Source organism: Emticicia sp. SJ17W-69, assembly GCF_051209875.1.
Taxonomy (GTDB): domain Bacteria; phylum Bacteroidota; class Bacteroidia; order Cytophagales; family Spirosomataceae; genus Emticicia.
This window is the reverse complement of sequence record NZ_JBNTQY010000001.1, coordinates 3,774,649-3,800,232: the sequence shown is the minus strand read 5'-3', so window position 1 is coordinate 3,800,232 and position 25,584 is coordinate 3,774,649. Positions and strand designations below refer to the sequence as shown.

The window sequence follows — 25,584 nt, the reverse complement described above, 5'->3', positions numbered from 1 at the left end:
TACTTACAAAAGCAAATTTTTAAACAAATACGCTCATGAAAAAAGTTTTTTTAATTGCAATTTTAGGGTTGATAGCAATGACCTCATTTGCACAAAATAAGATTGATTTGACAGTTAAGTGGAATACTTCACTGAGTCGTTATGAAGTCTATGCAAAACCGAACTTTACAGACCCCTCTTTTACATGGGGGCAATCACAAATAACAGTAGTCGTACCAGCAACAGCTCCAGATAATACATTATCAATTACTTCTGTAAATGCTGGTGGTTGGTCAGCCTTAGCAAACAATGTGGTTTATGCTCCAGCTTCAGATTTAAACCATGATTTCCATGCAGTCCAATCAAGTGGTCAACCTGTTGCTTTGACGGCAAACTCAGAAACTTTATTGTATTCATTTACTTTTTCAGACGGTCAATGTAGAGATGGTGTTCGTTTATTTGTGAATGGCTCAGATCCATCATCGTCTGCATCGGGTATGAACCTTAGTGATTTTAGTAATACCATTGATAATGGTGCATTAAAAGATGTGTATAATGTAAATTATAGTAATTCTGGTACAAGTTGTTTTACGTGTAATATCACTGCACCTGAACTTATCAAATGAGTGTTCAACGTCAAATAATAAATATTACATTCATGAAAAATAAACACAAAATATTTCAAAAAGTAATAATGTTTAGCATGGTAATTGTGTATTCTTTTGTGTCAAAAGCTCAAACTAATTGCGATTATAATTCATCCAATATTACTTTTAATATAGGGACTGCCGGGGTACTGCCCAGTAATAGTTTGACATCATACTTACTGGTTGACCATAACACAGGAATTATAAATCAAATATCATCAACACAAGGTTTTACGGGTATCACACAGTCGAAAACATACGATATCTATGCCTTTAGCTATATCAATGATAATACGGTCACTGGTTTATTTGCTGGGGGACTTTTATCATCATTAACAGCATCATGCAGCGATTTATCAAATCCGCTAACTGTAAGCGTTTGTTTGCCATCTAATAATGGACAGTGCGATTTTACTACTTCAAGTTTTACTTTGAATCCAGCAACACCGCCACCAACAGATGGAACTACCCAGTATATACTGACCAACATAAATGGAACAATTTTGCAGATAGCTTCAACACCAACTTTTAGTGGATTTTCAGGAACTCAATCATTTAATGTATTTGCGGTAAGCTATACTGGGAATATTTCAAATTTAGCAATTGGTAATAATTATAACACTATTACTGGTTCTTGTTTTGATTTATCCAACCCTTTTCCAGTGAATGTATGTGTTTGTAAGCCAATTTGTTTGCCAGTTGTCTTAACAAAAATAAAATAATTTAATGTGCTTTTGACAAAATAGTATGTTTTTAAATCGTAATCTACAATACAATGAAAAAAAAGAAAATAGCATCTTTAATATTTGCCTTATTTATTGTCAGCAAGGCAACATTTGCTCAAAAAGGTTTAGAACTTACTTTGAAATATAATGTTGATTCAGATAAATATGAAGTATATGCAAGGCCCAACTTCACAAAGAAGGATTTTTTGTTAGGACCATCTCAAATAACTGTTGTACTTCCTACATCGGCTGTTGATGAAAAATTAAGAATAATTCCTTCTGATGGAGGCTCTTGGGAAGATAATACCCACGTTTTTGCACCAAAAGCAAATCCATTGGTTGATTATCATGCTATAAATACAATGGGAGCGAAAACTGATTTAATCGATGGTAATGAATCTTTAGTTTTTTATTTCTCATTATCTAAAGATATTAATCCATTAGATGTGAAACTGTTTGAAAATAGCAAAGACCCCAATTCAGCCGCTCCTGGAATGAAAGGAGGTGATTTTTCAAATACAATTAATGATGAGAATGCCAATGAAGTTTATTTGCGTAACTATACCAATGAGTTCAAGAACAATGCTAAAGTATTAGCAGTTGAAACGACTTTAGTAGAATCTTCTGAAGGGGAAAAATTGATACTTTATCCAAATACAACAGAAGAAGACTTCAAAGTTAATTTAACAGGAGTGAATGACTCTGAGGAAGTTGATCTAATTGTTTCAACAGAATTGGGTAAAGAAATATTGAAATTCAAAACCACCAAAAGAGAGTTAGAAAAAAAGATAATTAAAGTCCCTTTAGAGGTTCCAAGTCAAAGTTTGGTGGTGAGAGTCAAAATAGGCAAGAATGTTTTTGGTAGAAAATTAATACTACATCGTAATTAGGGAAGTCAAAAATTAAGAATTATTACGAAAATTATTAAGTATTTGGAAACAGATACCTTACTATCGTTTTGCCAAATTATTAAATGATTGATTCAATATGTAAGTGTAACCCAGCAGTAAAAGGAATGTCTAAATTCACGCAGCTTGAATTTGCAAAGCAAACATCTGATAATCAATTTCTTTTTTATGATACTTACCTACTAAATCCATACAATATTGTATTACTAAAAACTAATGATAGTTCAGTAAATACATATCATCGACAAACAAAAAGATTGGTTTAATCAAAGCACCTAGCCAACTTATAAACTAACTATAGCATAAATCTATCCTTAAACAATAGAAAATACTATTTTTTAAGGTGTAAATACATAATTGAGATGAAAAACTTCTTTACAAAAAATTTGTTAATTGTTATACTTTCTATACTTTTTTTTACAAATAGTATAGTTGTCTATGCAATGAATGAATCAATGATTGGTTCATTCGAAAGAAGATATAATAAAAAAAATGTCTTTGATAAGACTCCAATCTCAATTCTTGCAGGATTTGCAGATATTTCCCTAACTCAATCTGTGAATGCCACCTCAATTAGTGAAGGTAATAATGCAACTTTCACACTTACATTAAGTAATGAGGGGCAGACCAATGTTTCAGGTGTAATAGTAACAGATACCTTACCGCTTGGAATAACATTAGTTAGTGTGAATCCCAGTGTTGGAACAACCAGTGTTAATGGAAATACATTAACTTGGGACGTTGGTGCAATTCATTCATCTACTTCTTTAATAACCTTGACATTTGTTGTTAAAGTAAATGATTCGGGTATTTTTTATAATTCAGCAGAAATAACTGCAATGAACGAATTAGATATTGATAGCACCCCAAAAAATAACAAATTAAATGAAGATGACATTTCAATGTCTTGTATAAGTGTACCTTATAAATATTGTTCTAAGGATTTAATAGAAATCAAAGCAGAAGCACCGGCAGGCTATACAAATTATCAATGGTTTAAAGATGGGGTATTAATAGAAGGAGCAACTGGGCAGATTTATACAATAGTAAATGAAGGAAGTTATACCTTTACTGCTGATACTATTTTAGGGAACTCAACTTGTAGTAGTTCATTGTGTTGTCCGATTATGGTAGAACGTTATCCTGCTATTACTTTAGTAGCTGATACAAAACAACCAAGTTGTGGATTATCCAATGGAGTTGTAAATTTGCACACTACGGGAGGGATAAATCCTTTTACGTATAGTATAGATGGTGTAGTTTTTTCCAATGACAGTCTATTTTCAAATTTAGCAGCTGGAACATATAATTTTATTGTGAAAGATTCTAAAGGTTGCACGTCGAATATTGATGTAACATTAGAACCATCAAGTGGACCATTATTGAGCATAAATACATCAACAGCACCAAGCTGTGGTTTATCGAATGGAAGTGTGACTTTAACAGTAACAGGAGGCATAAGTCCTTTTACGTATAGTATTGGTAGTGGAGGTTTTAGGTCAAGTAATGTATTTTCAAACTTAGGTTCAGGCGTACATACATTTTCAGTGATAGACTCCAAGGGTTGTTCAGCCAGTTCAACAGTAACATTGGTAAATGAAGGGAGTAATTTAATAGTAACGAATGGGGTTGTTTGTGATGTTTTAGGCAATGGTAAAGTGAGTTTGCAAGCGACCGGCGGAAAGATTCCATACGAATATAGCGATGGAACGGGCTTTGTTTCGACGAATGAATTTGATCATGTTTCACTGGGGACATACACCTACACAGTTAAGGATGCAGCTGGATGTATTGCTACCACGGCTGTAGATGTAACGTGTAATGTAGTATGTCAAACAGATCCTTATAAGTATTGTTTTGGAGATTTGATAGAAATTAGAGCGGAGGCACCAGAAGGCTATACAAATTATCAATGGTTTAAGGATGGGGTATTAATAGCAGGGGCAAGTGATCATGTTTATACAATAGTGAGTGAAGGGAGTTATAGCTTTACTGTTGACATTGTATCAGGGAATTCAACTTGCAGTGGTTCATTGTGTTGTCCAATTGTAGTGGAGCGTTTTCCTGAACTTACATTGGCAGTGACATCAATGCAGCCCGTTTGTGGCAGTTCAAGTGGTATTGTGACCCTGACAGCGAGTAATGGATCTGGTTCGTATGTTTATAGTATGGATGGGGTGAATTATGGTAGTTCGAATGTATTCAGTGGATTAAGTGCCAGTACTTATGTATTTTATGTGAAGGATGGGAATGGCTGTGTGAAGTCGGTAGCAATGGTTTTGACAAGTTCACCATCTAATTTAAGTTTAAGTGCCACATCAACGGAGCCAATGTGTGGCAGTTCGAGTGGTATTGTGACCCTGACAGCGAGCAATGGATCTGGTTCGTATGTTTATAGTAAGGATGGGGTGAATTATGGTAGTTCGAATGTATTCAGTGGATTAAGTGCCAGTACTTATGTATTTTATGTGAAGGATGGGAATGGCTGTGTGAAAACAACAAGTATAATTTTAACAAACCAAAATAGTAATTTATCTCTAACAGGTAAATCCGATTGCGATGTTACCTTAGGAAATGGGACTGTAACGCTGACAGCGAGTGGAGGAACATATCCTTATGAATATAGTAATGGGTCAGGCTTTGTTAGTAATAATATATTTGATAATTTATCAACTGGGACATATAGTTATACGGTTAAAGATCAGAAAGGCTGTACATCAACAACGAATGTGGAAGTAAATTGTAGTGTGGTATGTAATAGTGTTGTATATAAGTATTGTTATGGAGAATTGATAGAAATCAAAGCAGAAGCACCAGCCGGCTATAAAAATTATCAATGGTTTAAAGATGGGGTTTTAATTGTAGGAGCAAATGAGCAGGTTTATACAATAGTAAGTGAAGGGAACTACACATTTACAGCAGATCTTGTAGCATCAAACACAAATTCAGTATGTAGTGGCTGGTTGTGTTGTCCTATCAAAGTTGAGCGTTTTCCAGAAGTTATATTGACAGCCACATCAACGGAGCCAACGTGTGGCAGTTCGAGTGGTATTGTGACCCTGACAGCGAGCAATGGTTCGGGCTCTTATGTCTATAGTAAGGATGGGGTGAATTATGGTAGTTCGAATGTATTCAGTGGATTAAGTGCCAGTTCTTATGTATTTTATGTGAAAGATGGGAATGGCTGTGTGAAGTCGGTAGCAGTGGTTTTGACAAGTTTGCCATCAGATTTAAGTTTAAGTGCCACATCATTGGAGCCAACGTGTGGCAGTTCGAGTGGTATTGTGACCTTGACAGCGAGTAATGGATCTGGTTCTTATGTTTATAGTAAGGATGGGGTGAATTATGGTAGTTCGAATGTATTCAGTGGATTAAGTGCCAGTTCTTATGTATTTTATGTGAAGGATGGGAATGGCTGTGTGAAGTCGGTAGCAGTGGTTTTGACAAGTTCACCATCAGATTTAAGTTTAAGTGCCAGATCAACGGAGCCAACGTGTGGCAGCTCAAGTGGTATTGTGACCTTGATAGCGAGTAATGGATCTGGTTCTTATGTTTATAGTAAGGATGGAATGAATTATGGTAGTTCGAATGTATTTAGTGGATTAAGTGCCAGTACTTATGTATTTTATGTGAAGGATGGGAATGGCTGTGTGAAGTCGGTAGCAGTGGTTTTGACGAGTTTGCCATCAGATTTAAGTTTAAGTGCCAGATCAACGGAGCCAACGTGTGGCAGTTCGAGTGGTATTGTGACCTTGACAGCGAGCAATGGTTCGGGCTCTTATGTCTATAGTAAGGATGGGGTGAATTATGGTAATTCGAATGTATTTAGTGGATTAAGTGCCAGTTCTTATGTATTTTATGTGAAGGATGGGAATGGCTGTGTGAAGTCGGTAGCAGTGGTTTTGACAAGTTCGCCATCAGATTTAAGTTTAAGTGCCACATCAACGGAGCCAACGTGTGGCAGTTCGAGTGGTATTGTGACCTTGACAGCGAGTAATGGATCTGGTTCGTATGTTTATAGTATGGATGGGGTGAATTATGGTAGTTCGAATGTATTTAGTGGATTAAGTGCCAGTTCTTATGTATTTTATGTAAAGGATGGGAATGGCTGTGTGAAGTCGGTAGCAGTGGTTTTGACAAGTTCGCCATCAGATTTAAGTTTAAGTGCCAGATCAACGGAGCCAACGTGTGGCAGTTCGAGTGGTATTGTGACCTTGACAGCGAGTAATGGATCTGGTTCGTATGTTTATAGTAAGGATGGGGTGAATTATGGTAGTTCGAATGTATTCAGTGGATTAAGTGCCAGTTCTTATGTATTTTATGTGAAGGATGGGAATGGCTGTGTGAAGTCGATAGCAGTGGTTTTGACGAGTTCTCCATCGAACTTAAGTTTAAGTGCCACATCAACGGAGCCAACGTGTGGCAGCTCAAGTGGTAGTGTGACCTTGACAGCGAGCAATGGTTCGGGTTCGTATGTTTATAGTAAGGATGGAATGAATTATGGTAGTTCGAATGTATTTAGTGGGTTAAGTGCCAGTTCTTATGTATTTTATGTAAAGGATGGGAATGGCTGTGTGAAGTCGGTAGCAGTGGTTTTGACAAGTTCACCATCGAACTTAAGTTTAAGTGCCAGATTAACGGAGCCAATGTGTGGCAGTTCGAGTGGTATTGTGACCTTGATAGCGAGCAATGGTTCGGGCTCTTATGTCTATAGTAAGGATGGAATGAATTATGGTAGTTCGAATGTATTCAGTGGATTAAGTGCCAGTACTTATGTATTTTATGTGAAGGATGGGAATGGCTGTGTGAAGTCGGTAGCAGTGGTTTTGACAAGTTCTCCATCAGATTTAAGTTTAAGTGCCACATCAACTGAGCCAATGTGTGGCAGTTCGAGTGGTAGTGTGAGCCTGACAGCGAGCAATGGTTCGGGCTCTTATGTCTATAGTAAGGATGGAGTGAATTATGGTAGTTCGAATGTATTTAGTGGGTTAAGTGCCAGTTCTTATGTATTTTATGTGAAGGATGGGAATGGCTGTGTGAAGTCGGTAGCAGTGGTTTTGACAAGTTCACCATCGAACTTAAGTTTAAGTGTCACATCAACTGAGCCAACGTGTGGTAGTTCGAGTGGTATTGTGACCTTGACAGCAAGCAATGGTTCTGGCTCTTATGTTTATAGTAAGGATGGGGTGAATTATGTTAGTTCGAATGTATTCAGTGGATTAAGTGCCAGTACTTATGTATTTTATGTAAAGGATGAGAATGGCTGTGTGAAATCGGTAAGTTTGGAGCTTATAAATTCTTTAATATTTAAACCTACCATTGGAGTTAACTCTCCATTATGTGAAAACGAAACAATTATTTTAACATCTAGTGGTGGTAAGAATTATTTCTGGACAGGTCCCAACAACTTTACATCAAGCTTACAGAATCCGACTATCCCGTTATCCTCTAAGGAAATGGAGGGAGTTTATAAAGTTATAGTCTCTGATATTAATGGATGTGTTGGAACAGCTACTACAAATGTAATAATCAATAATATCCCGAAAATTATACCTACAAACACTATTGTTTGTGAAGGGCAAAATATAACATTAGCAGCACCTGAATATGGAATCGGAGCAACTTATGAATGGAAAGGCCCAAATAATCTATTTTCAGTTGATAGAATTGTTGATATTAAAAATGCTACTCAATTAAATGTAGGTCTTTATTTATTAAAAGTAACTAAAAATAATTGTACTACTACTGGAACTGTAATAGTTGATGTAAACGCTAAGCCATCTTCTCCAGTTATTTCAGGCGACGCAATTGTTTGTAATGGCTCGTCAGCTATTTTAAATGCTGAAGGGTGTAATAATGGCGAAGTAATTTGGTCAAATAATACTACAGGAAAATCCATTATAATAAACAAAGTTGGCACTTATTCTGCAAAATGTAAAGTAGGTGATTGTTTAAGTGACGTTTCAAATATTTTGAATATTGTTAATAGTCAAATCCCTGCCACACCGATAATTAGTACGATTAATCTTAATTTATGTGATAAGGAGAGTACAGTCTTGACAGCTATTGGATGTGGTGGAACTATCAAATGGAATACAGGAGAGACAGGAAATAATTTGACTGTTTATGTTTCAGGAACTTATACAGCAATTTGTTATAATATTTGTGGTGTAAGTGGTATCTCAAATCAAATCATAATTAATAAAGGAATAAGTCCAACTTCACCATTATTGAGTACTAACAAAAACAAATTGTGTAACAATGAAAGTGCTATCTTGAGTGCAACAGGCTGTTCGGGCATTATTAAGTGGAGTACAGGAGCGACAATAGCGAGTATCAGTGTAAGTACAGCAGGAAGCTACACAGCAATTTGTAGTAATTCATGTGGAGAAAGTGGCATAAGCAATGCAGTGATAATCAGCACAGGTAACAGTCCAGCCACACCTGTGATTAGTACAACAAAGAATAGTTTGTGTAACAACGAAAGTGCTATCTTGAGTGCAACAGGCTGTTCGGGCATTATTAAGTGGAGTACAGGAGCAACAACAGCGAGTATCAGTGTAAGTACAGCAGGAAGCTACACAGCAACTTGCAGTAATTCATGTGGAGAAAGTGGCATAAGCAATGCAGTGATAATTAGCACAGGTAATAATCCTGCCACACCAGTGATTAGTACGACAAAGAATAGTTTGTGTAACAATGAAAGTGCTATTTTGAGTGCAACAGGCTGTTCGGGCATTATTAAGTGGAGTACAGGAGCAACAACAGCGAGTATCAGTGTAAGTACAGCAGGAAGCTACACAGCAATTTGTAGTAATTCATGTGGAGAAAGTGGCATAAGCAATGCAGTGATAATCAGCACAGGTAACAGTCCAGCCACACCTGTGATTAGTACAACTAAAAATAGTTTGTGTAACAACGAAAGTGCTATCTTGAGTGCAACAGGCTGTTCGGGCATTATTAAGTGGAGTACAGGAGCAACAACAGCGAGTATCAGTGTAAGTACAGCAGGAAGCTACACGGCAACTTGTAGTAATTCATGTGGAGAAAGTGGCATAAGCAATGCAGTGATAATCAGCACAGGTAACAGTCCAGCCACACCAGTGATTAGTACAACAAAGAATAGTTTGTGTAACAACGAAAGTGCTATCTTGAGTGCAACAGGCTGTTCGGGCATTATTAAGTGGAGTACAGGAGCGACAATAGCGAGTATCAGTGTAAGTACAGCAGGAAGCTACACAGCAATTTGTAGTAATTCATGTGGAGAAAGTGGCATAAGCAATGCAGTGATAATCAGCACAGGTAACAGTCCAGCCACACCTGTGATTAGTACAACAAAGAATAGTTTGTGTAACAACGAAAGTGCTATCTTGAGTGCAACAGGCTGTTCGGGCATTATTAAGTGGAGTACAGGAGCAACAACAGCGAGTATCAGTGTAAGTACAGCAGGAAGCTACACAGCAACTTGCAGTAATTCATGTGGAGAAAGTGGCATAAGCAATGCAGTGATAATTAGCACAGGTAATAATCCTGCCACACCAGTGATTAGTACGACAAAGAATAGTTTGTGTAACAATGAAAGTGCTATTTTGAGTGCAACAGGCTGTTCGGGCATTATTAAGTGGAGTACAGGAGCAACAACAGCGAGTATCAGTGTAAGTACAGCAGGAAGCTACACGGCAACTTGCAGTAATTCATGTGGAGAAAGTGGCGTAAGCAATGCAGTGATAATTAGCACAGGAAACAGTCCAGCCACACCAGTGATCAGTACAACTAAAAATAGTTTGTGTAACAACGAAAGTGCTATCTTGAGTGCAACAGGCTGTTCGGGCATTATTAAGTGGAGTACAGGAGCAACAACAGCGAGTATCAGTGTAAGTACAGCAGGAAGCTACACGGTAACTTGTAGTAATTCATGTGGAGAAAGTGGCATAAGCAATGCAGTGATAATCAGCACAGGTAACAGTCCAGCCACACCAGTGATTAGTACAACAAAGAATAGTTTGTGTAACAACGAAAGTGCTATCTTGAGTGCAACAGGCTGTTCGGGCATTATTAAGTGGAGTACAGGAGCAACAACAGCGAGTATCAGTGTAAGTACAGCAGGAAGCTACACGGCAACTTGTAGTAATTCATGTGGAGAAAGTGGCATAAGCAATGCAGTGATAATCAGCACAGGTAATAATCCTGCCACACCAGTGATTAGTACAACAAAGAATAGTTTGTGTAACAACGAAAGTGCTATCTTGAGTGCAACAGGCTGTTCGGGCATTATTAAGTGGAGTACAGGAGCGACAATAGCGAGTATCAGTGTAAGTACAGCAGGAAGCTACACAGCAATTTGTAGTAATTCATGTGGAGAAAGTGGCATAAGCAATGCAGTGATAATCAGCACAGGTAACAGTCCAGCCACACCAGTGATTAGTACGACAAAGAATAGTTTGTGTAACAACGAAAGTGCTATCTTGAGTGCAACAGGCTGTTCGGGTATTATTAAGTGGAGTACAGGAGCGACAACAGCGAGTATCAGTGTAAGTACAGCAGGAAGCTACACGGCAACTTGTAGTAATTCATGTGGAGAAAGTGGCATAAGCAATGCAGTTATTATCAGCACAGGTAACAATCCAGCCACACCAGTGATTAGTACAACAAAGAATAGTTTGTGTAACAACGAAAGTGCTATCTTGAGTGCAACAGGCTGTTCGGGCATTATTAAGTGGAGTACAGGAGCGACAATAGCGAGTATCAGTGTAAGTACAGCAGGAAGCTACACAGCAATTTGTAGTAATTCATGTGGAGAAAGTGGCATAAGCAATGCAGTGATAATCAGCACAGGTAACAGTCCAGCCACACCAGTGATTAGTACGACAAAGAATAGTTTGTGTAACAACGAAAGTGCTATCTTGAGTGCAACAGGCTGTTCGGGTATTATTAAGTGGAGTACAGGAGCGACAACAGCGAGTATCAGTGTAAGTACAGCAGGAAGCTACACGGCAACTTGTAGTAATTCATGTGGAGAAAGTGGCATAAGCAATGCAGTTATTATCAGCACAGGTAACAATCCAGCCACACCAGTGATCAGTACGACAAAGAATAGTTTGTGTAATAACGAAAGTGCTATCTTGAGTGCAACAGGCTGTTCGGGTATTATTAAGTGGAGTACAGGAGCGACAACAGCGAGTATCAGTGTAAGTACAGCAGGAAGCTACACGGCAACTTGTAGTAATTCATGTGGAGAAAGTGGCATAAGCAATGCAGTGATAATCAGCACCGGCAGCATTCCTGCCACACCAGTGATTAGTACGACAAAGAATAGTTTGTGTAATAACGAAAGTGCTATCTTGAGTGCAACAGGCTGTTCGGGAAGTATCAAATGGAGTACAGGAGCAACAACAGCGAGTATCAGTGTAAGTACAGCAGGAAGCTACACAGCAACTTGCAGTAATTCATGTGGAGAAAGTGGCATAAGCAATGCAGTGATAATTAGCACAGGTAATAATCCTGCCACACCAGTGATTAGTACGACAAAGAATAGTTTGTGTAACAATGAAAGTGCTATTTTGAGTGCAACAGGCTGTTCGGGCATTATTAAGTGGAGTACAGGAGCAACAACAGCGAGTATCAGTGTAAGTACAGCAGGAAGCTACACGGCAACTTGCAGTAATTCATGTGGAGAAAGTGGCGTAAGCAATGCAGTGATAATTAGCACAGGAAACAGTCCAGCCACACCAGTGATCAGTACAACTAAAAATAGTTTGTGTAACAACGAAAGTGCTATCTTGAGTGCAACAGGCTGTTCGGGCATTATTAAGTGGAGTACAGGAGCAACAACAGCGAGTATCAGTGTAAGTACAGCAGGAAGCTACACGGTAACTTGTAGTAATTCATGTGGAGAAAGTGGCATAAGCAATGCAGTGATAATCAGCACAGGTAACAGTCCAGCCACACCAGTGATTAGTACAACAAAGAATAGTTTGTGTAACAACGAAAGTGCTATCTTGAGTGCAACAGGCTGTTCGGGAAGTATCAAATGGAGTACAGGAGCAACAACAGCGAGTATCAGTGTAAGTACAGCAGGAAGCTACACGGCAACTTGTAGTAATTCATGTGGAGAAAGTGGCATAAGCAATGCAGTGATAATCAGCACAGGTAATAATCCTGCCACACCAGTGATTAGTACAACAAAGAATAGTTTGTGTAACAACGAAAGTGCTATCTTGAGTGCAACAGGCTGTTCGGGCATTATTAAGTGGAGTACAGGAGCGACAATAGCGAGTATCAGTGTAAGTACAGCAGGAAGCTACACAGCAATTTGTAGTAATTCATGTGGAGAAAGTGGCATAAGCAATGCAGTGATAATCAGCACAGGTAACAGTCCAGCCACACCAGTGATTAGTACGACAAAGAATAGTTTGTGTAACAACGAAAGTGCTATCTTGAGTGCAACAGGCTGTTCGGGTATTATTAAGTGGAGTACAGGAGCGACAACAGCGAGTATCAGTGTAAGTACAGCAGGAAGCTACACGGCAACTTGTAGTAATTCATGTGGAGAAAGTGGCATAAGCAATGCAGTTATTATCAGCACAGGTAACAATCCAGCCACACCAGTGATTAGTACAACAAAGAATAGTTTGTGTAACAACGAAAGTGCTATCTTGAGTGCAACAGGCTGTTCGGGCATTATTAAGTGGAGTACAGGAGCGACAATAGCGAGTATCAGTGTAAGTACAGCAGGAAGCTACACAGCAATTTGTAGTAATTCATGTGGAGAAAGTGGCATAAGCAATGCAGTGATAATCAGCACAGGTAACAGTCCAGCCACACCTGTGATTAGTACAACAAAGAATAGTTTGTGTAATAACGAAAGTGCTATCTTGAGTGCAACAGGCTGTTCGGGAAGTATCAAATGGAGTACAGGAGCAACAACAGCGAGTATCAGTGTAAGTACAGCAGGAAGCTACACGGCAACTTGTAGTAATTCATGTGGAGAAAGTGGCATAAGCAATGCAGTGATAATCAGCACAGGTAATAATCCTGCCACACCAGTGATCAGTACAACAAAGAATAGTTTGTGTAACAATGAAAGTGCTATCTTGAGTGCAACAGGCTGTTCGGGCATTATTAAGTGGAGTACAGGAGCAACAACAGCGAGTATCAGTGTAAGTACAGCAGGAAGCTACACGGTAACTTGTAGTAATTCATGTGGAGAAAGTGGCATAAGCAATGCGGTGATAATCAGCACAGGTAATAATCCTGCCACACCAGTGATTAGTACGACAAAGAATAGTTTGTGTAACAATGAAAGTGCTATTTTGAGTGCAACAGGCTGTTCGGGCATTATTAAGTGGAGTACAGGAGCAACAACAGCGAGTATCAGTGTAAGTACAGCAGGAAGCTACACGGCAACTTGTAGTAATTCATGTGGAGAAAGTGGCATAAGCAATGCAGTGATAATTAGCACAGGTAATAATCCTGCCACACCAGTGATTAGTACAACAAAGAATAGTTTGTGTAACAATGAAAGTGCTATCTTGAGTGCAACAGGCTGTTCGGGCATTATTAAGTGGAGTACAGGAGCAACAACAGCGAGTATCAGTGTAAGTACAGCAGGAAGCTATACGGCAATTTGTAGTAATTCATGTGGAGAAAGTGGCATAAGCAATGCAGTGATAATCAGCACCGGCAGCATTCCTGCCACACCAGTGATTAGTACGACAAAGAATAGTTTGTGTAATAACGAAAGTGCTATCTTGAGTGCAACAGGCTGTTCGGGAAGTATCAAATGGAGTACAGGAGCAACAACAGCGAGTATCAGTGTAAGTACAGCAGGAAGCTACACAGCAACTTGCAGTAATTCATGTGGAGAAAGTGGCATAAGCAATGCAGTGATAATCAGCACAGGTAATAATCCAGCCACACCAGTGATTAGTACAACAAAGAATAGTTTGTGTAACAACGAAAGTGCTATCTTGAGTGCAACAGGCTGTTCGGGCATTATTAAGTGGAGTACAGGAGCGACAATAGCGAGTATCAGTGTAAGTACAGCAGGAAGCTACACAGCAATTTGTAGTAATTCATGTGGAGAAAGTGGCATAAGCAATGCAGTGATAATCAGCACAGGTAACAGTCCAGCCACACCAGTGATTAGTACGACAAAGAATAGTTTGTGTAACAACGAAAGTGCTATCTTGAGTGCAACAGGCTGTTCGGGTATTATTAAGTGGAGTACAGGAGCGACAACAGCGAGTATCAGTGTAAGTACAGCAGGAAGCTACACGGCAACTTGTAGTAATTCATGTGGAGAAAGTGGCATAAGCAATGCAGTTATTATCAGCACAGGTAACAATCCAGCCACACCAGTGATCAGTACGACAAAGAATAGTTTGTGTAATAACGAAAGTGCTATCTTGAGTGCAACAGGCTGTTCGGGTATTATTAAGTGGAGTACAGGAGCGACAACAGCGAGTATCAGTGTAAGTACAGCAGGAAGCTACACGGCAACTTGTAGTAATTCATGTGGAGAAAGTGGCATAAGCAATGCAGTGATAATCAGCACCGGCAGCATTCCTGCCACACCAGTGATTAGTACGACAAAGAATAGTTTGTGTAATAACGAAAGTGCTATCTTGAGTGCAACAGGCTGTTCGGGAAGTATCAAATGGAGTACAGGAGCAACAACAGCGAGTATCAGTGTAAGTACAGCAGGAAGCTACACGGCAACTTGTAGTAATTCATGTGGAGAAAGTGGCATAAGCAATGCAGTGATAATCAGCACAGGTAATAATCCTGCCACACCAGTGATCAGTACAACAAAGAATAGTTTGTGTAATAACGAAAGTGCTATCTTGAGTGCAACAGGCTGTTCGGGCATTATTAAGTGGAGTACAGGAGCAACAACAGCGAGTATCAGTGTAAGTACAGCAGGAAGCTACACGGCAACTTGTAGTAATTCATGTGGAGAAAGTGGCATAAGCAATGCAGTGATAATCAGCACAGGTAATAATCCTGCCACACCAGTGATCAGTACAACAAAGAATAGTTTGTGTAACAATGAAAGTGCTATCTTGAGTGCAACAGGCTGTTCGGGCATTATTAAGTGGAGTACAGGAGCAACAACAGCGAGTATCAGTGTAAGTACAGCAGGAAGCTACACGGTAACTTGTAGTAATTCATGTGGAGAAAGTGGCATAAGCAATGCAGTGATAATCAGCACAGGTAATAATCCTGCCACACCAGTGATTAGTACAACAAAGAATAGTTTGTGTAACAATGAAAGTGCTATCTTGAGTGCAACAGGCTGTTCGGGCATTATTAAGTGGAGTACAGGAGCAACAACAGCGAGTATCAGTGTAAGTACAGCAGGAAGCTATACGGCAATTTGTAGTAATTCATGTGGAGAAAGTGGCATAAGCAATGCAGTGATAATCAGCACCGGCAGCATTCCTGCCACACCAGTGATTAGTACAACAAAGAATAGTTTGTGTAATAACGAAAGTGCTATCTTGAGTGCAACAGGCTGTTCGGGAAGTATCAAATGGAGTACAGGAGCAACAACAGCGAGTATCAGTGTAAGTACAGCAGGAAGCTACACGGCAACTTGCAGTAATTCATGTGGAGAAAGTGGCATAAGCAATGCAGTGATAATCAGCACAGGTAACAGTCCAGCCACACCTGTGATTAGTACAACAAAGAATAGTTTGTGTAACAACGAAAGTGCTATCTTGAGTGCAACAGGCTGTTCGGGCATTATTAAGTGGAGTACAGGAGCAACAACAGCGAGTATCAGTGTAAGTACAGCAGGAAGCTACACAGCAACTTGCAGTAATTCATGTGGAGAAAGTGGCATAAGCAATGCAGTGATAATTAGCACAGGTAATAATCCTGCCACACCAGTGATTAGTACGACAAAGAATAGTTTGTGTAACAATGAAAGTGCTATTTTGAGTGCAACAGGCTGTTCGGGCATTATTAAGTGGAGTACAGGAGCAACAACAGCGAGTATCAGTGTAAGTACAGCAGGCACCTACACAGCAATTTGTAGTAATTCATGTGGAGAAAGTGGCGTAAGCAATGCAGTGATAATTAGCACAGGAAACAGTCCAGCCACACCAGTGATCAGTACAACTAAAAATAGTTTGTGTAACAACGAAAGTGCTATCTTGAGTGCAACAGGCTGTTCGGGCATTATTAAGTGGAGTACAGGAGCAACAACAGCGAGTATCAGTGTAAGTACAGCAGGAAGCTACACGGCAACTTGTAGTAATTCATGTGGAGAAAGTGGCATAAGCAATGCAGTGATAATCAGCACAGGTAACAGTCCAGCCACACCAGTGATTAGTACAACAAAGAATAGTTTGTGTAACAACGAAAGTGCTATCTTGAGTGCAACAGGCTGTTCGGGTATTATTAAGTGGAGTACAGGAGCGACAATAGCGAGTATCAGTGTAAGTACAGCAGGAAGCTACACGGCAACTTGTAGTAATTCATGTGGAGAAAGTGGCATAAGCAATGCAGTGATAATCAGCACAGGTAACAGTCCAGCCACACCAGTGATTAGTACGACAAAGAATAGTTTGTGTAACAACGAAAGTGCTATCTTGAGTGCAACAGGCTGTTCGGGCATTATTAAGTGGAGTACAGGAGCGACAACAGCGAGTATCAGTGTAAGTACAGCAGGAAGCTACACGGCAACTTGTAGTAATTCATGTGGAGAAAGTGGCATAAGCAATGCAGTGATAATCAGCACAGGTAACAGTCCAGCCACACCTGTGATTAGTACAACAAAGAATAGTTTGTGTAACAACGAAAGTGCTATCTTGAGTGCAACAGGCTGTTCGGGCATTATTAAGTGGAGTACAGGAGCAACAACAGCGAGTATCAGTGTAAGTACAGCAGGAAGCTACACGGCAACTTGCAGTAATTCATGTGGAGAAAGTGGCATAAGCAATGCAGTGATAATTAGCACAGGTAACAATCCTGCCACACCAGTGATTAGTACGACAAAGAATAGTTTGTGTAACAATGAAAGTGCTATCTTGAGTGCAACAGGCTGTTCGGGAAGTATCAAATGGAGTACAGGAGCAACAACAGCGAGTATCAGTGTAAGTACAGCAGGCACCTACACAGCAATTTGTAGTAATTCATGTGGAGAAAGTGGCATAAGCAATGCAGTGATAATCAGCACCGGCAGCATTCCTGCCACACCAGTGATCAGTACAACTAAAAATAGTTTGTGTAACAACGAAAGTGCTATCTTGAGTGCAACAGGCTGTTCGGGAAGTATCAAATGGAGTACAGGAGCAACAACAGCGAGTATCAGTGTAAGTACAGCAGGAAGCTACACAGCAATTTGTAGTAATTCATGTGGAGAAAGTGGCATAAGCAATGCAGTGATTATCAGCACAGGTAACAATCCTGCCACACCAGTGATTAGTACGACAAAGAATAGTTTGTGTAACAACGAAAGTGCTATCTTGAGTGCAACAGGCTGTTCGGGCATTATTAAGTGGAGTACAGGAGCAACAACAGCGAGTATCAGTGTAAGTACAGCAGGAAGCTACACGGCAACTTGTAGTAATTCATGTGGAGAAAGTGGCATAAGCAATGCAGTGATAATTAGCACAGGTAATAATCCTGCCACACCAGTGATCAGTACGACAAAGAATAGTTTGTGTAACAACGAAAGTGCTATCTTGAGTGCGACAGGTTGTTCGGGCATTATTAAGTGGAGTACAGGAGCAACAACAGCGAGTATCAGTGTAAGTACAGCAGGAAGCTACACGGCAACTTGTAGTAATTCATGTGGAGAAAGTGCTATTTCTAATCCTATTTCAATAACTAATAATACTATTCCCAATGCTCCATTATTAAGTATTGATAAAACAATATGTTGCGAAGGATCTAATGCGAATCTAACTGCTTCAAATTGTAACGGGACATTAATCTGGAATACCCAAGAAACAACAGCAACAATTAAAGTTTATACAAGTGGAACCTATACTGCAATTTGTAACAATAGTTGCGGATCTTCATCATCTTCAAAGATAGTAACGATAACCAGTATACCACCAGTTAATACTCCAGTTCTTAATAGTGATAATACGAGTTTATGTGGTACAGAAAAAGCAATAATTGCAGCAAGTGGATGTAATGGAAATCTTTTATGGAGTACAGGAGAAACGACCACTACTATTTCAGTGAGTATATCGGGAACCTATACTGCAATTTGTACAAATATTTGTGGACAAAGTGGTGTAAGTAATGCCATAATTGTAACAGCAGGAGGGTTGCCATTAGCACCAGTTCTTAATAGCGATAATACAAGTTTATGTGGTACAGAAAAAGCAACAATTACAGCGAGTGGCTGTAATGGAAATCTTTTATGGAATACAGGAGAAACGACCACTACTATTTCAGTGAGTATATCGGGAACTTATACTGCAATTTGTAGTAATACTTGTGGACAAAGTGGTATTAGTAATGGAGTAGTAATCAGTTCAGGAATAGTTCCTTCTCCCCCAAGAATTGATTCAGATAATCTAATATTATGTGGAACAGAAACTACAATTATTAAAGCAAGTGGTTGTAGCGGACAGTTGAAGTGGAATACTGGAGCGATAAGTACAAGCATATCGGTTAGTAGTTCAGGCACATACGCTGCGGTTTGTACTAATGCTTGCGGAGAAAGCGGAGTAAGTAATGAAGTTGTAATCACAAATGGCACAATGGCAATACCATTATTAAAAGCCGATAAATCAATCGTTTGTGGAGGTGAAGAAGTAATTCTTTACGCCACAGGATGTACAGGGTCAGTTATTTGGATTAATACAAATCAAATAGGTACAAGTATTAAAGTAATTCCTTCTGTAACAACAACTTATTCAGCCAAATGTGTTGATGGTGCTTGTGAAAGTTCTGTAAGTGATATTACGATTACTGTAACACCAAACTCAGGAAGCCTTACTGTAACTGGGCCAACAGTAGCTTGCTTAGGAAGCGAAGTTGTTTTAAAAGCAGGCGGCTGCACAGGAAAAATCACTTGGTCGAATGGAGCAACAGGTAGTGAGATAAAAGTTATTGTAACGGAAACAAAAACTTATTTAGCAAATTGTGGATCAAATCAATCTTCATGTGATTTTAATGAGGGGACGATTCGTTTTAAGACTTCTGGAGGTTCATCAGGAACAGGTATAACAACCCGTTATTTATTATTGGGACTTAGTGGAAATATTTTGCAAATAGCTGATACGCCAACATTTGAAAATGTTTCTGCTGGTAGTTACAATGTGTTAGCAATTACGTTTAGGGAAACCATTCAAGGTCTTATAGTTGGTGAAAACATTTCAAATGTAAAATCAAATTGTTTGGCTCGTACTGAAAAAACAATTTCGGTTTGTAGTTCTAATGGATCAGGATGTCAATCGAGTGGACAAATACAAGTTACTTTACAGCAAAAACCTTCAGCACCAACAGTTTCACCAGAAACAATAAATGTTTGTGGTACTGATCAAACCTTGACAGCTTCAGGTTGTGATGGAATAATCACTTGGAATGTAGGAGCAACAAGTAGCAGTATTATAATTAGTTCAGCGGGAACGTATGTGGCAACTTGTTCAAATAGTTGTGGATTTAGCTCAAAATCTGTAATTGTTACTTCAAATTGTGGATGTAATGTTTCAATTATAGAGATTAAAGCCTCTAAAACAGCTATTTGCAAATCAGAGACTATTACATTAACAGCATTAGGTTGTACTTCAGGTACAGTGATATGGTCAACAGGGCAAGCAGGGACAAGTATTTCTGTAAGGCCTTTAACTACATCAAATTATACTGCTGTTTGTAAGGTATCTGATAATTGTTTGAGTAAACTTTCAAACAACATTCAAATTAAAGTAGGCCATATTGCTCCACCAGTGTTAGCTTGTAGTTCTACATTAGTATGTTTAGGAGAAACTGCAACGTTGAAAGCTTATGGTTGCGATGGAATCGTAATTTGGTCGAATGGTAGCACAGGTAGCTCAATGATTGTTAATCCTGACGGAACAACAATGTATAGTGCTAAGTGTAGAATTGATGATTGTGAAAGTATAAGTTCGGAACATGTTGCTATTCCAATTGGAAAACCAAATCAACCATTTGTATCTTGTAAAAATAGTGTAATTTGCTTAGGTGGTGTAGCTACTTTGACTGCTTCTGGTTGCACAGGTATAATCTTATGGTCTGATGGACAAACAGGCGGAGTAATTAAAGTTTCTCCACTCACTGAAAAAACAACATATTCAGCGATTTGTCAATCATTTGGGGGTAAATGTGAAAGCGAAAAATCAAATGAAGTAACAGTAATTGTAGGGAGAAAGGTAGATGCACCAAAAGTAATTGCTGAAATTTCAAATATTTGCCCATATAATACTTCAGATCTTAATACAGCTGTTTTAAGTGAACTATCAACTAATGAAGGACAATTTGAGTTTCATACAACAAGTTCGATAAACTCACCATTGGTTACAAATCCAAGTGCAGTGTCAGCAGGGGAATACTATGTATTTGAAAGGAGTAGTGTAGGTTGTTATTCTGATTTCGCCTCTGTCAAAGTTAAAACTAAGTTTTGTGAAGGAAATGGAATAAATCAAAATGAAGGATTTGTTGATATTTCAGTGAAGAAAGTAGCATCAGCATCAATTGTCCCAATCAACGAATCAGTAAATTATAAAGTTGTTGTTAAAAATGTAGGTCAGAATAAAGCAACAGGGCTTATCGTAAGAGATATATTACCTAATAGTCTTTCTTTCGAAAGAGTTAGTAATAATGCAACTTTTGAAAATGGAATTATCACAGCAAAAATAGATACCTTAAAAGCAGGTGATAGTACCACATTTACCTATACAACAAAGGTGATATCAGCGGGTAAAATTGTGAATAAAGTAGAGTTATTTAAAATAAATGAAACAGATAATGTCCTCTCAAATAATTCGAGCGAATATACAATTAATGACTTGTCATTGGGTAAATTATTAGGTATTAGTAAAGTCTGCGAACCTGCTATTTGGGTAAGGGATAAGGTTTATAAAGTGCCATTCGTCATTTATATTACAAATTTAGGTAGCGAGGATATTAATAACCTACAAGTAAAAGATGATCTTGACCGTGCATTTGGTAATGGTGCGAAAATTTTGAACGATACTATTCAAATAACAACAGATGCAAGCTTAGCAGCAAACACTAATTACACAGGACGTGGTTTGAATACGAATCTATTAATTGATTCTTTAAGTAGCATTAAAAAAGGCCAGAAATTAACGCTAAGATTTACTGTAAAAGTAGATTTGAAAGACGCAACTGTTAATAATTTCTTCAATATTGCTGAAGTTAATTATCATGGAAAGAAAGATATATCCACAACTGGGATAAATGCAGATCCAGATGATGATGGAGACCCAAGTAATAATGAAGAACCAACAAAAGTGCAGTTTAAAGAAGATATCCCTACTGGTCGTCCTGCTATTGGTATTGCTTTATCGGTTTGGAATTTGGCTAAAGTTGATAGTAAATGCCATAATGTAACATACTTAGCACTTGTAAAAAACTTCGGTAATACTAAATTGATAAATGTACAGGTAGTTGATAGTCTAAGTAAAACATTTGGTGATAGTGTCACTTATGAAGTGGTTGGAACACCAACAATTGGCCAACACGGAACATTGAAAGTAAATCCTAATTTTAATGGTAAAGAAGATGTCAATCTATTAATTGCTGATACAAGCAGTGTATTGAAAATAAGTCAAATGGATTCGGTATTTTTCACAGTGCGAGTATGCCATAATGAACACCTTGGCCCGTACATAAATTATGCTCATACGAAAGCAATTAGTAATGGAAATATTGTATCCGATACCTCAAATACAGGTTTAGAAATTAAAATGAATGAAACTTCGCCAACTGTGGTTACTTTTCCTTCAATCGTGGGGGAACTGGTTATTCCAGAAGGATTCTCACCAAATGGGGATGGAAAAAATGATAAATTTATTATCTCAATTCCTACGGGTGTGATAGTTGAATCTATTGAAATCTATAATCGCTGGGGGCAATTGGTTTTCAAAGATACGAGTGGATTGATTACTTCTCAAGGATGGGATGGAACAAGCAACCAAGGGCTTAAATTAAGTGGAGATGGAGTCCCAGATGGCACATACTACTATTCGCTCAAACTTAGTAATGAGACAGATCATAGAATTCACTTCATTACATTAGTAAGATGATATAACTTTTAAGGGGCTATAAAAACAATTTATAGCTCCTTAAAATGATTTTTAATTATGAATGCCATTAAAACATATATTCAACAGCTATTAATAATATATTTTATCATAAATATATCAAGTATTGCTGTATATTCTCAAAGAACACTTGATGTTGGATTTGTGTCTGTAACAACTGATTTTAAAAATATTAAAGTCATTGTTCTAAGAACTGATGAAATAAAAGCCTCTCAATATATTTTTTATAGAGCAGATGGTGACTCAAATAATTATAAAGAAATTGCAAAAACCACAGACAATTTCTTTACTGATAAAAATGTTGACCCTAATAAACAAACCTATTGTTATCGAGTATCATATATAGGTGATGATGGTGTACAATCTGAAATTTCAGCTCCATTTTGTAGCATTTTTCTGAGCTCCAATGAGCCAAATACAATCAATTGGACACCCTTTTTGAAGTTGCCAAACGCTGAACCAGTGGAATATTATATTGATATAATCAATAATGATGGTTCGATAAATCGAGTTAATTCATATAGAACTACCATGTTATCAGCTAATATCAAAGATGTAAATGGTGTAAAAAAAGAAATGGATGATTTTGATCAAGCTGTTATTAGAGTAAGAGCCGTTCAACGCACAACATTTAATTTGAATAGTCAAAGATTTATTAATTATCCTATTGAAATTTATTCAAATTCTTTTACAATAATTCCACCTCCAAATATCTTTGTACCTAATGCTTTTACCCCTGATGGAAATGGCATCAATGAAATTTTTGAAGCCAAAGGTAAAAGAATAGTTGAATTCAAAATGACTATTTTCAATAAGTGGGGAGATATAGTTTTTGAAAGTTTTGATATGAATTCAGGATGGGATGGAACTCAATTTGACCGAATTACACCAAGCCCTTCAGGCAATTATGCCTACAAAATCACTGCCAAAGATAAATTTAATCAGCCTTTTGAAAAGATTGGTACAATTTTCTTGATTAGATAATGTATTAAAAATGATAATAAGGTATTAAATACAATTATCAATTACTTAGAATAATCTCCATCCTCTTCGCCAATAAAAGTTTATACATTTGAGTTGACTTTCTCTAAAAATCGTCTCATTTAATTATCCTAAGAATATAAGAATATGTTGAATTATATATTGATTTTTTAATCTACATTTGTAGTACAATTCAAATATATAATATAAAAAAATAATGAAGGTCTTTTGTGAAATTTTAACAATTATTTTTATTAGTTTTGGATCAATGGCACAAACATTTAAAGTTAGTGCCAACAAAAGATATATTTTAAAGGACAATCAACCATTCTTTTGGATGGGAGATACCGCTTGGGAACTGTTTCATGTTTTGGATCGAGAATCTGCAACATATTATTTCAGTAAACGTGCAAGTCAAGGTTTTACTTTGATTCAAGCTGTTGCGTTGGCAGAAATGGATGGACTAAATTTACCTAATGCTTATGGTGAAAAGCCATTAATTGATAATGACCCTACAAAACCCAACGAAGCATACTTCAAACACGTTGATTTTATTATTGATAAAGCAGCAGAATATGACTTAACCATTGGTTTTTTACCAACTTGGGGAGATAAAATAAGCAAAGAACGTTGGGGGAAAGGCCCTGAAATTTTCAATATTGAAAATGCTAAAATTTATGGTAAATGGATAGCCAATCGTTATAAAAATCGTAAAAATATTATTTGGATTTTGGGTGGAGATAGAAATCCAAGAGCAGGGACGAATGATGTAGAAATTTGGCGTTCGATGGCGGCTGGAATGGCAGAAGCAGCCGGAAATGATAATTTGATGATGACATTTCATCCTCAACCTAATCATGAAGGGTCGAGTGAATGGTTTCATAATGATGAATGGTTTGACTTTAATATGTTTCAAACAGGTCATTGTCGTGATAATAATGTGTATGATAAAATAAAAGGCTCTTATGACCGTCTGCCAACTAAACCAACAGTTGATGGAGAACCGATTTATGAAGATCACCCTGTTTGTTTCAATGCCAATGAATTTGGTTCAACTAATGCTTATGACGTTCGAAAATCGCTTTATTTAGACCTCTTTGCAGGAGCATTTGGCTGTACTTATGGGTGTCATGATATTTGGCAAATGTATTCACCTAATAGAGAGGGGGTGAATGGCCCCCATGTTTTTTGGCAACAGGCATTAGATTTGCCTGCCGCTAAACAAGTAAAATTGATTAAACGTTTGATGGAATCACGCCCGATGCTTGAGCGAATTCCAGATCAATCAATTGTCTTGGAAAATAATCTTTCAGCCTACGAACGTATTCAAGCTACCAGAGGCAATGATTATCTCTTTGTTTATACGGCTTTGGGAAAATCAATGACAATAAATTTAGGAAAAATACTAGGTAATCAATTAGTTGGCTACTGGTTTAATCCAAAAAATGGTGATGTAAAAGATCTTGGAATTTTCGAAAATAAAGGAACTAAACAATTTACACCACCAACATCAGGCTATGGACAAGATTGGGTATTAATACTTGATGATGCTTCAAAAAAATATCCAAAGCCATAATTAAAAAATATTAATCAAACATTATTAAAAGTAAAAATATGAAATTAACAATTGGCATTTTTTTAATCTCTATGGTTGTTTTTTCTTGCGAAAATAAGCAAAATCAACCATCAATTATTGGCACGTGGGAATTGGTTTCAGCCACAAGTACTGAAAAGGATTCGACCGTTTCGACATTTAATCCAAAACTTAAAATGATAAAAATTATTAATCCGACCCATTTTGCTTTCCTAAGTCATGACCTAAGCATGGGAAAAGATTCTGTTACAGCCGCCTATAGTGCTGGAGGTGGTCAATACACATTAAAAGATAGTATTTACACAGAACATTTAGAATATTTTAGTAGCCGTGAATGGGAAAATAATAAATTTGAATTTGTAGTAAAGATTGTCAATGATACTTTAATTCAAAAAGGTATTGAAAAGGTTGAAAAATTGGGTGTTGATCATATAATTATTGAGAAATATAGAAGGGTAAAAAATTAAGACAGAAGAT

7 protein-coding genes are annotated in these 25,584 nt (G+C 37.8%); all 7 read left to right on the top strand.

What is annotated here, in order from left to right:
* The first annotated feature begins 35 nt into the window (after positions 1-35).
* The 7 genes from ACQUQZ_RS15390 to ACQUQZ_RS15360 all read left to right on the top strand — a co-directional run bounded on the left by ACQUQZ_RS15390 (position 36) and on the right by ACQUQZ_RS15360 (position 25,574).
* Entirely contained in the window at positions 36-605 is a 570-nt protein-coding gene (locus ACQUQZ_RS15390; protein ID WP_435355909.1) for a hypothetical protein, read from the top strand.
* A gap of 32 nt (positions 606-637) precedes the next feature.
* On the top strand, positions 638-1,348 hold the full coding sequence (locus tag ACQUQZ_RS15385) for a hypothetical protein (protein WP_435355908.1): 711 nt from the start codon (positions 638-640) through the stop codon (positions 1,346-1,348).
* Positions 1,349-1,401: 53 nt separating this feature from the next.
* Positions 1,402-2,241: a hypothetical protein gene (locus ACQUQZ_RS15380; RefSeq protein ID WP_435355907.1), complete on the top strand. Its 840-nt coding sequence runs from the start codon at positions 1,402-1,404 to the stop codon at positions 2,239-2,241.
* Positions 2,242-2,714: 473 nt separating this feature from the next.
* A complete protein-coding gene (locus ACQUQZ_RS15375) occupies positions 2,715-22,514 on the top strand; it encodes a gliding motility-associated C-terminal domain-containing protein (protein WP_435355906.1) in 19,800 nt (6,599 codons plus the stop codon).
* Between the two features lie 57 nt (positions 22,515-22,571).
* Positions 22,572-23,516, top strand: coding sequence for a gliding motility-associated C-terminal domain-containing protein (locus tag ACQUQZ_RS15370; protein WP_435355905.1), 945 nt, complete (start codon positions 22,572-22,574; stop codon positions 23,514-23,516).
* 265 nt (positions 23,517-23,781) lie between these two features.
* Complete coding sequence (locus ACQUQZ_RS15365) at positions 23,782-25,089, top strand: glycoside hydrolase family 140 protein (protein ID WP_435355904.1); 1,308 nt, start codon at positions 23,782-23,784, stop codon at positions 25,087-25,089.
* 38 nt (positions 25,090-25,127) lie between these two features.
* Positions 25,128-25,574 carry a hypothetical protein gene (locus ACQUQZ_RS15360; RefSeq protein WP_435355903.1) on the top strand — a complete coding sequence of 149 codons (447 nt, stop codon included), beginning with the start codon at positions 25,128-25,130 and terminating at the stop codon, positions 25,572-25,574.
* Positions 25,575-25,584 lie beyond the last annotated feature (10 nt).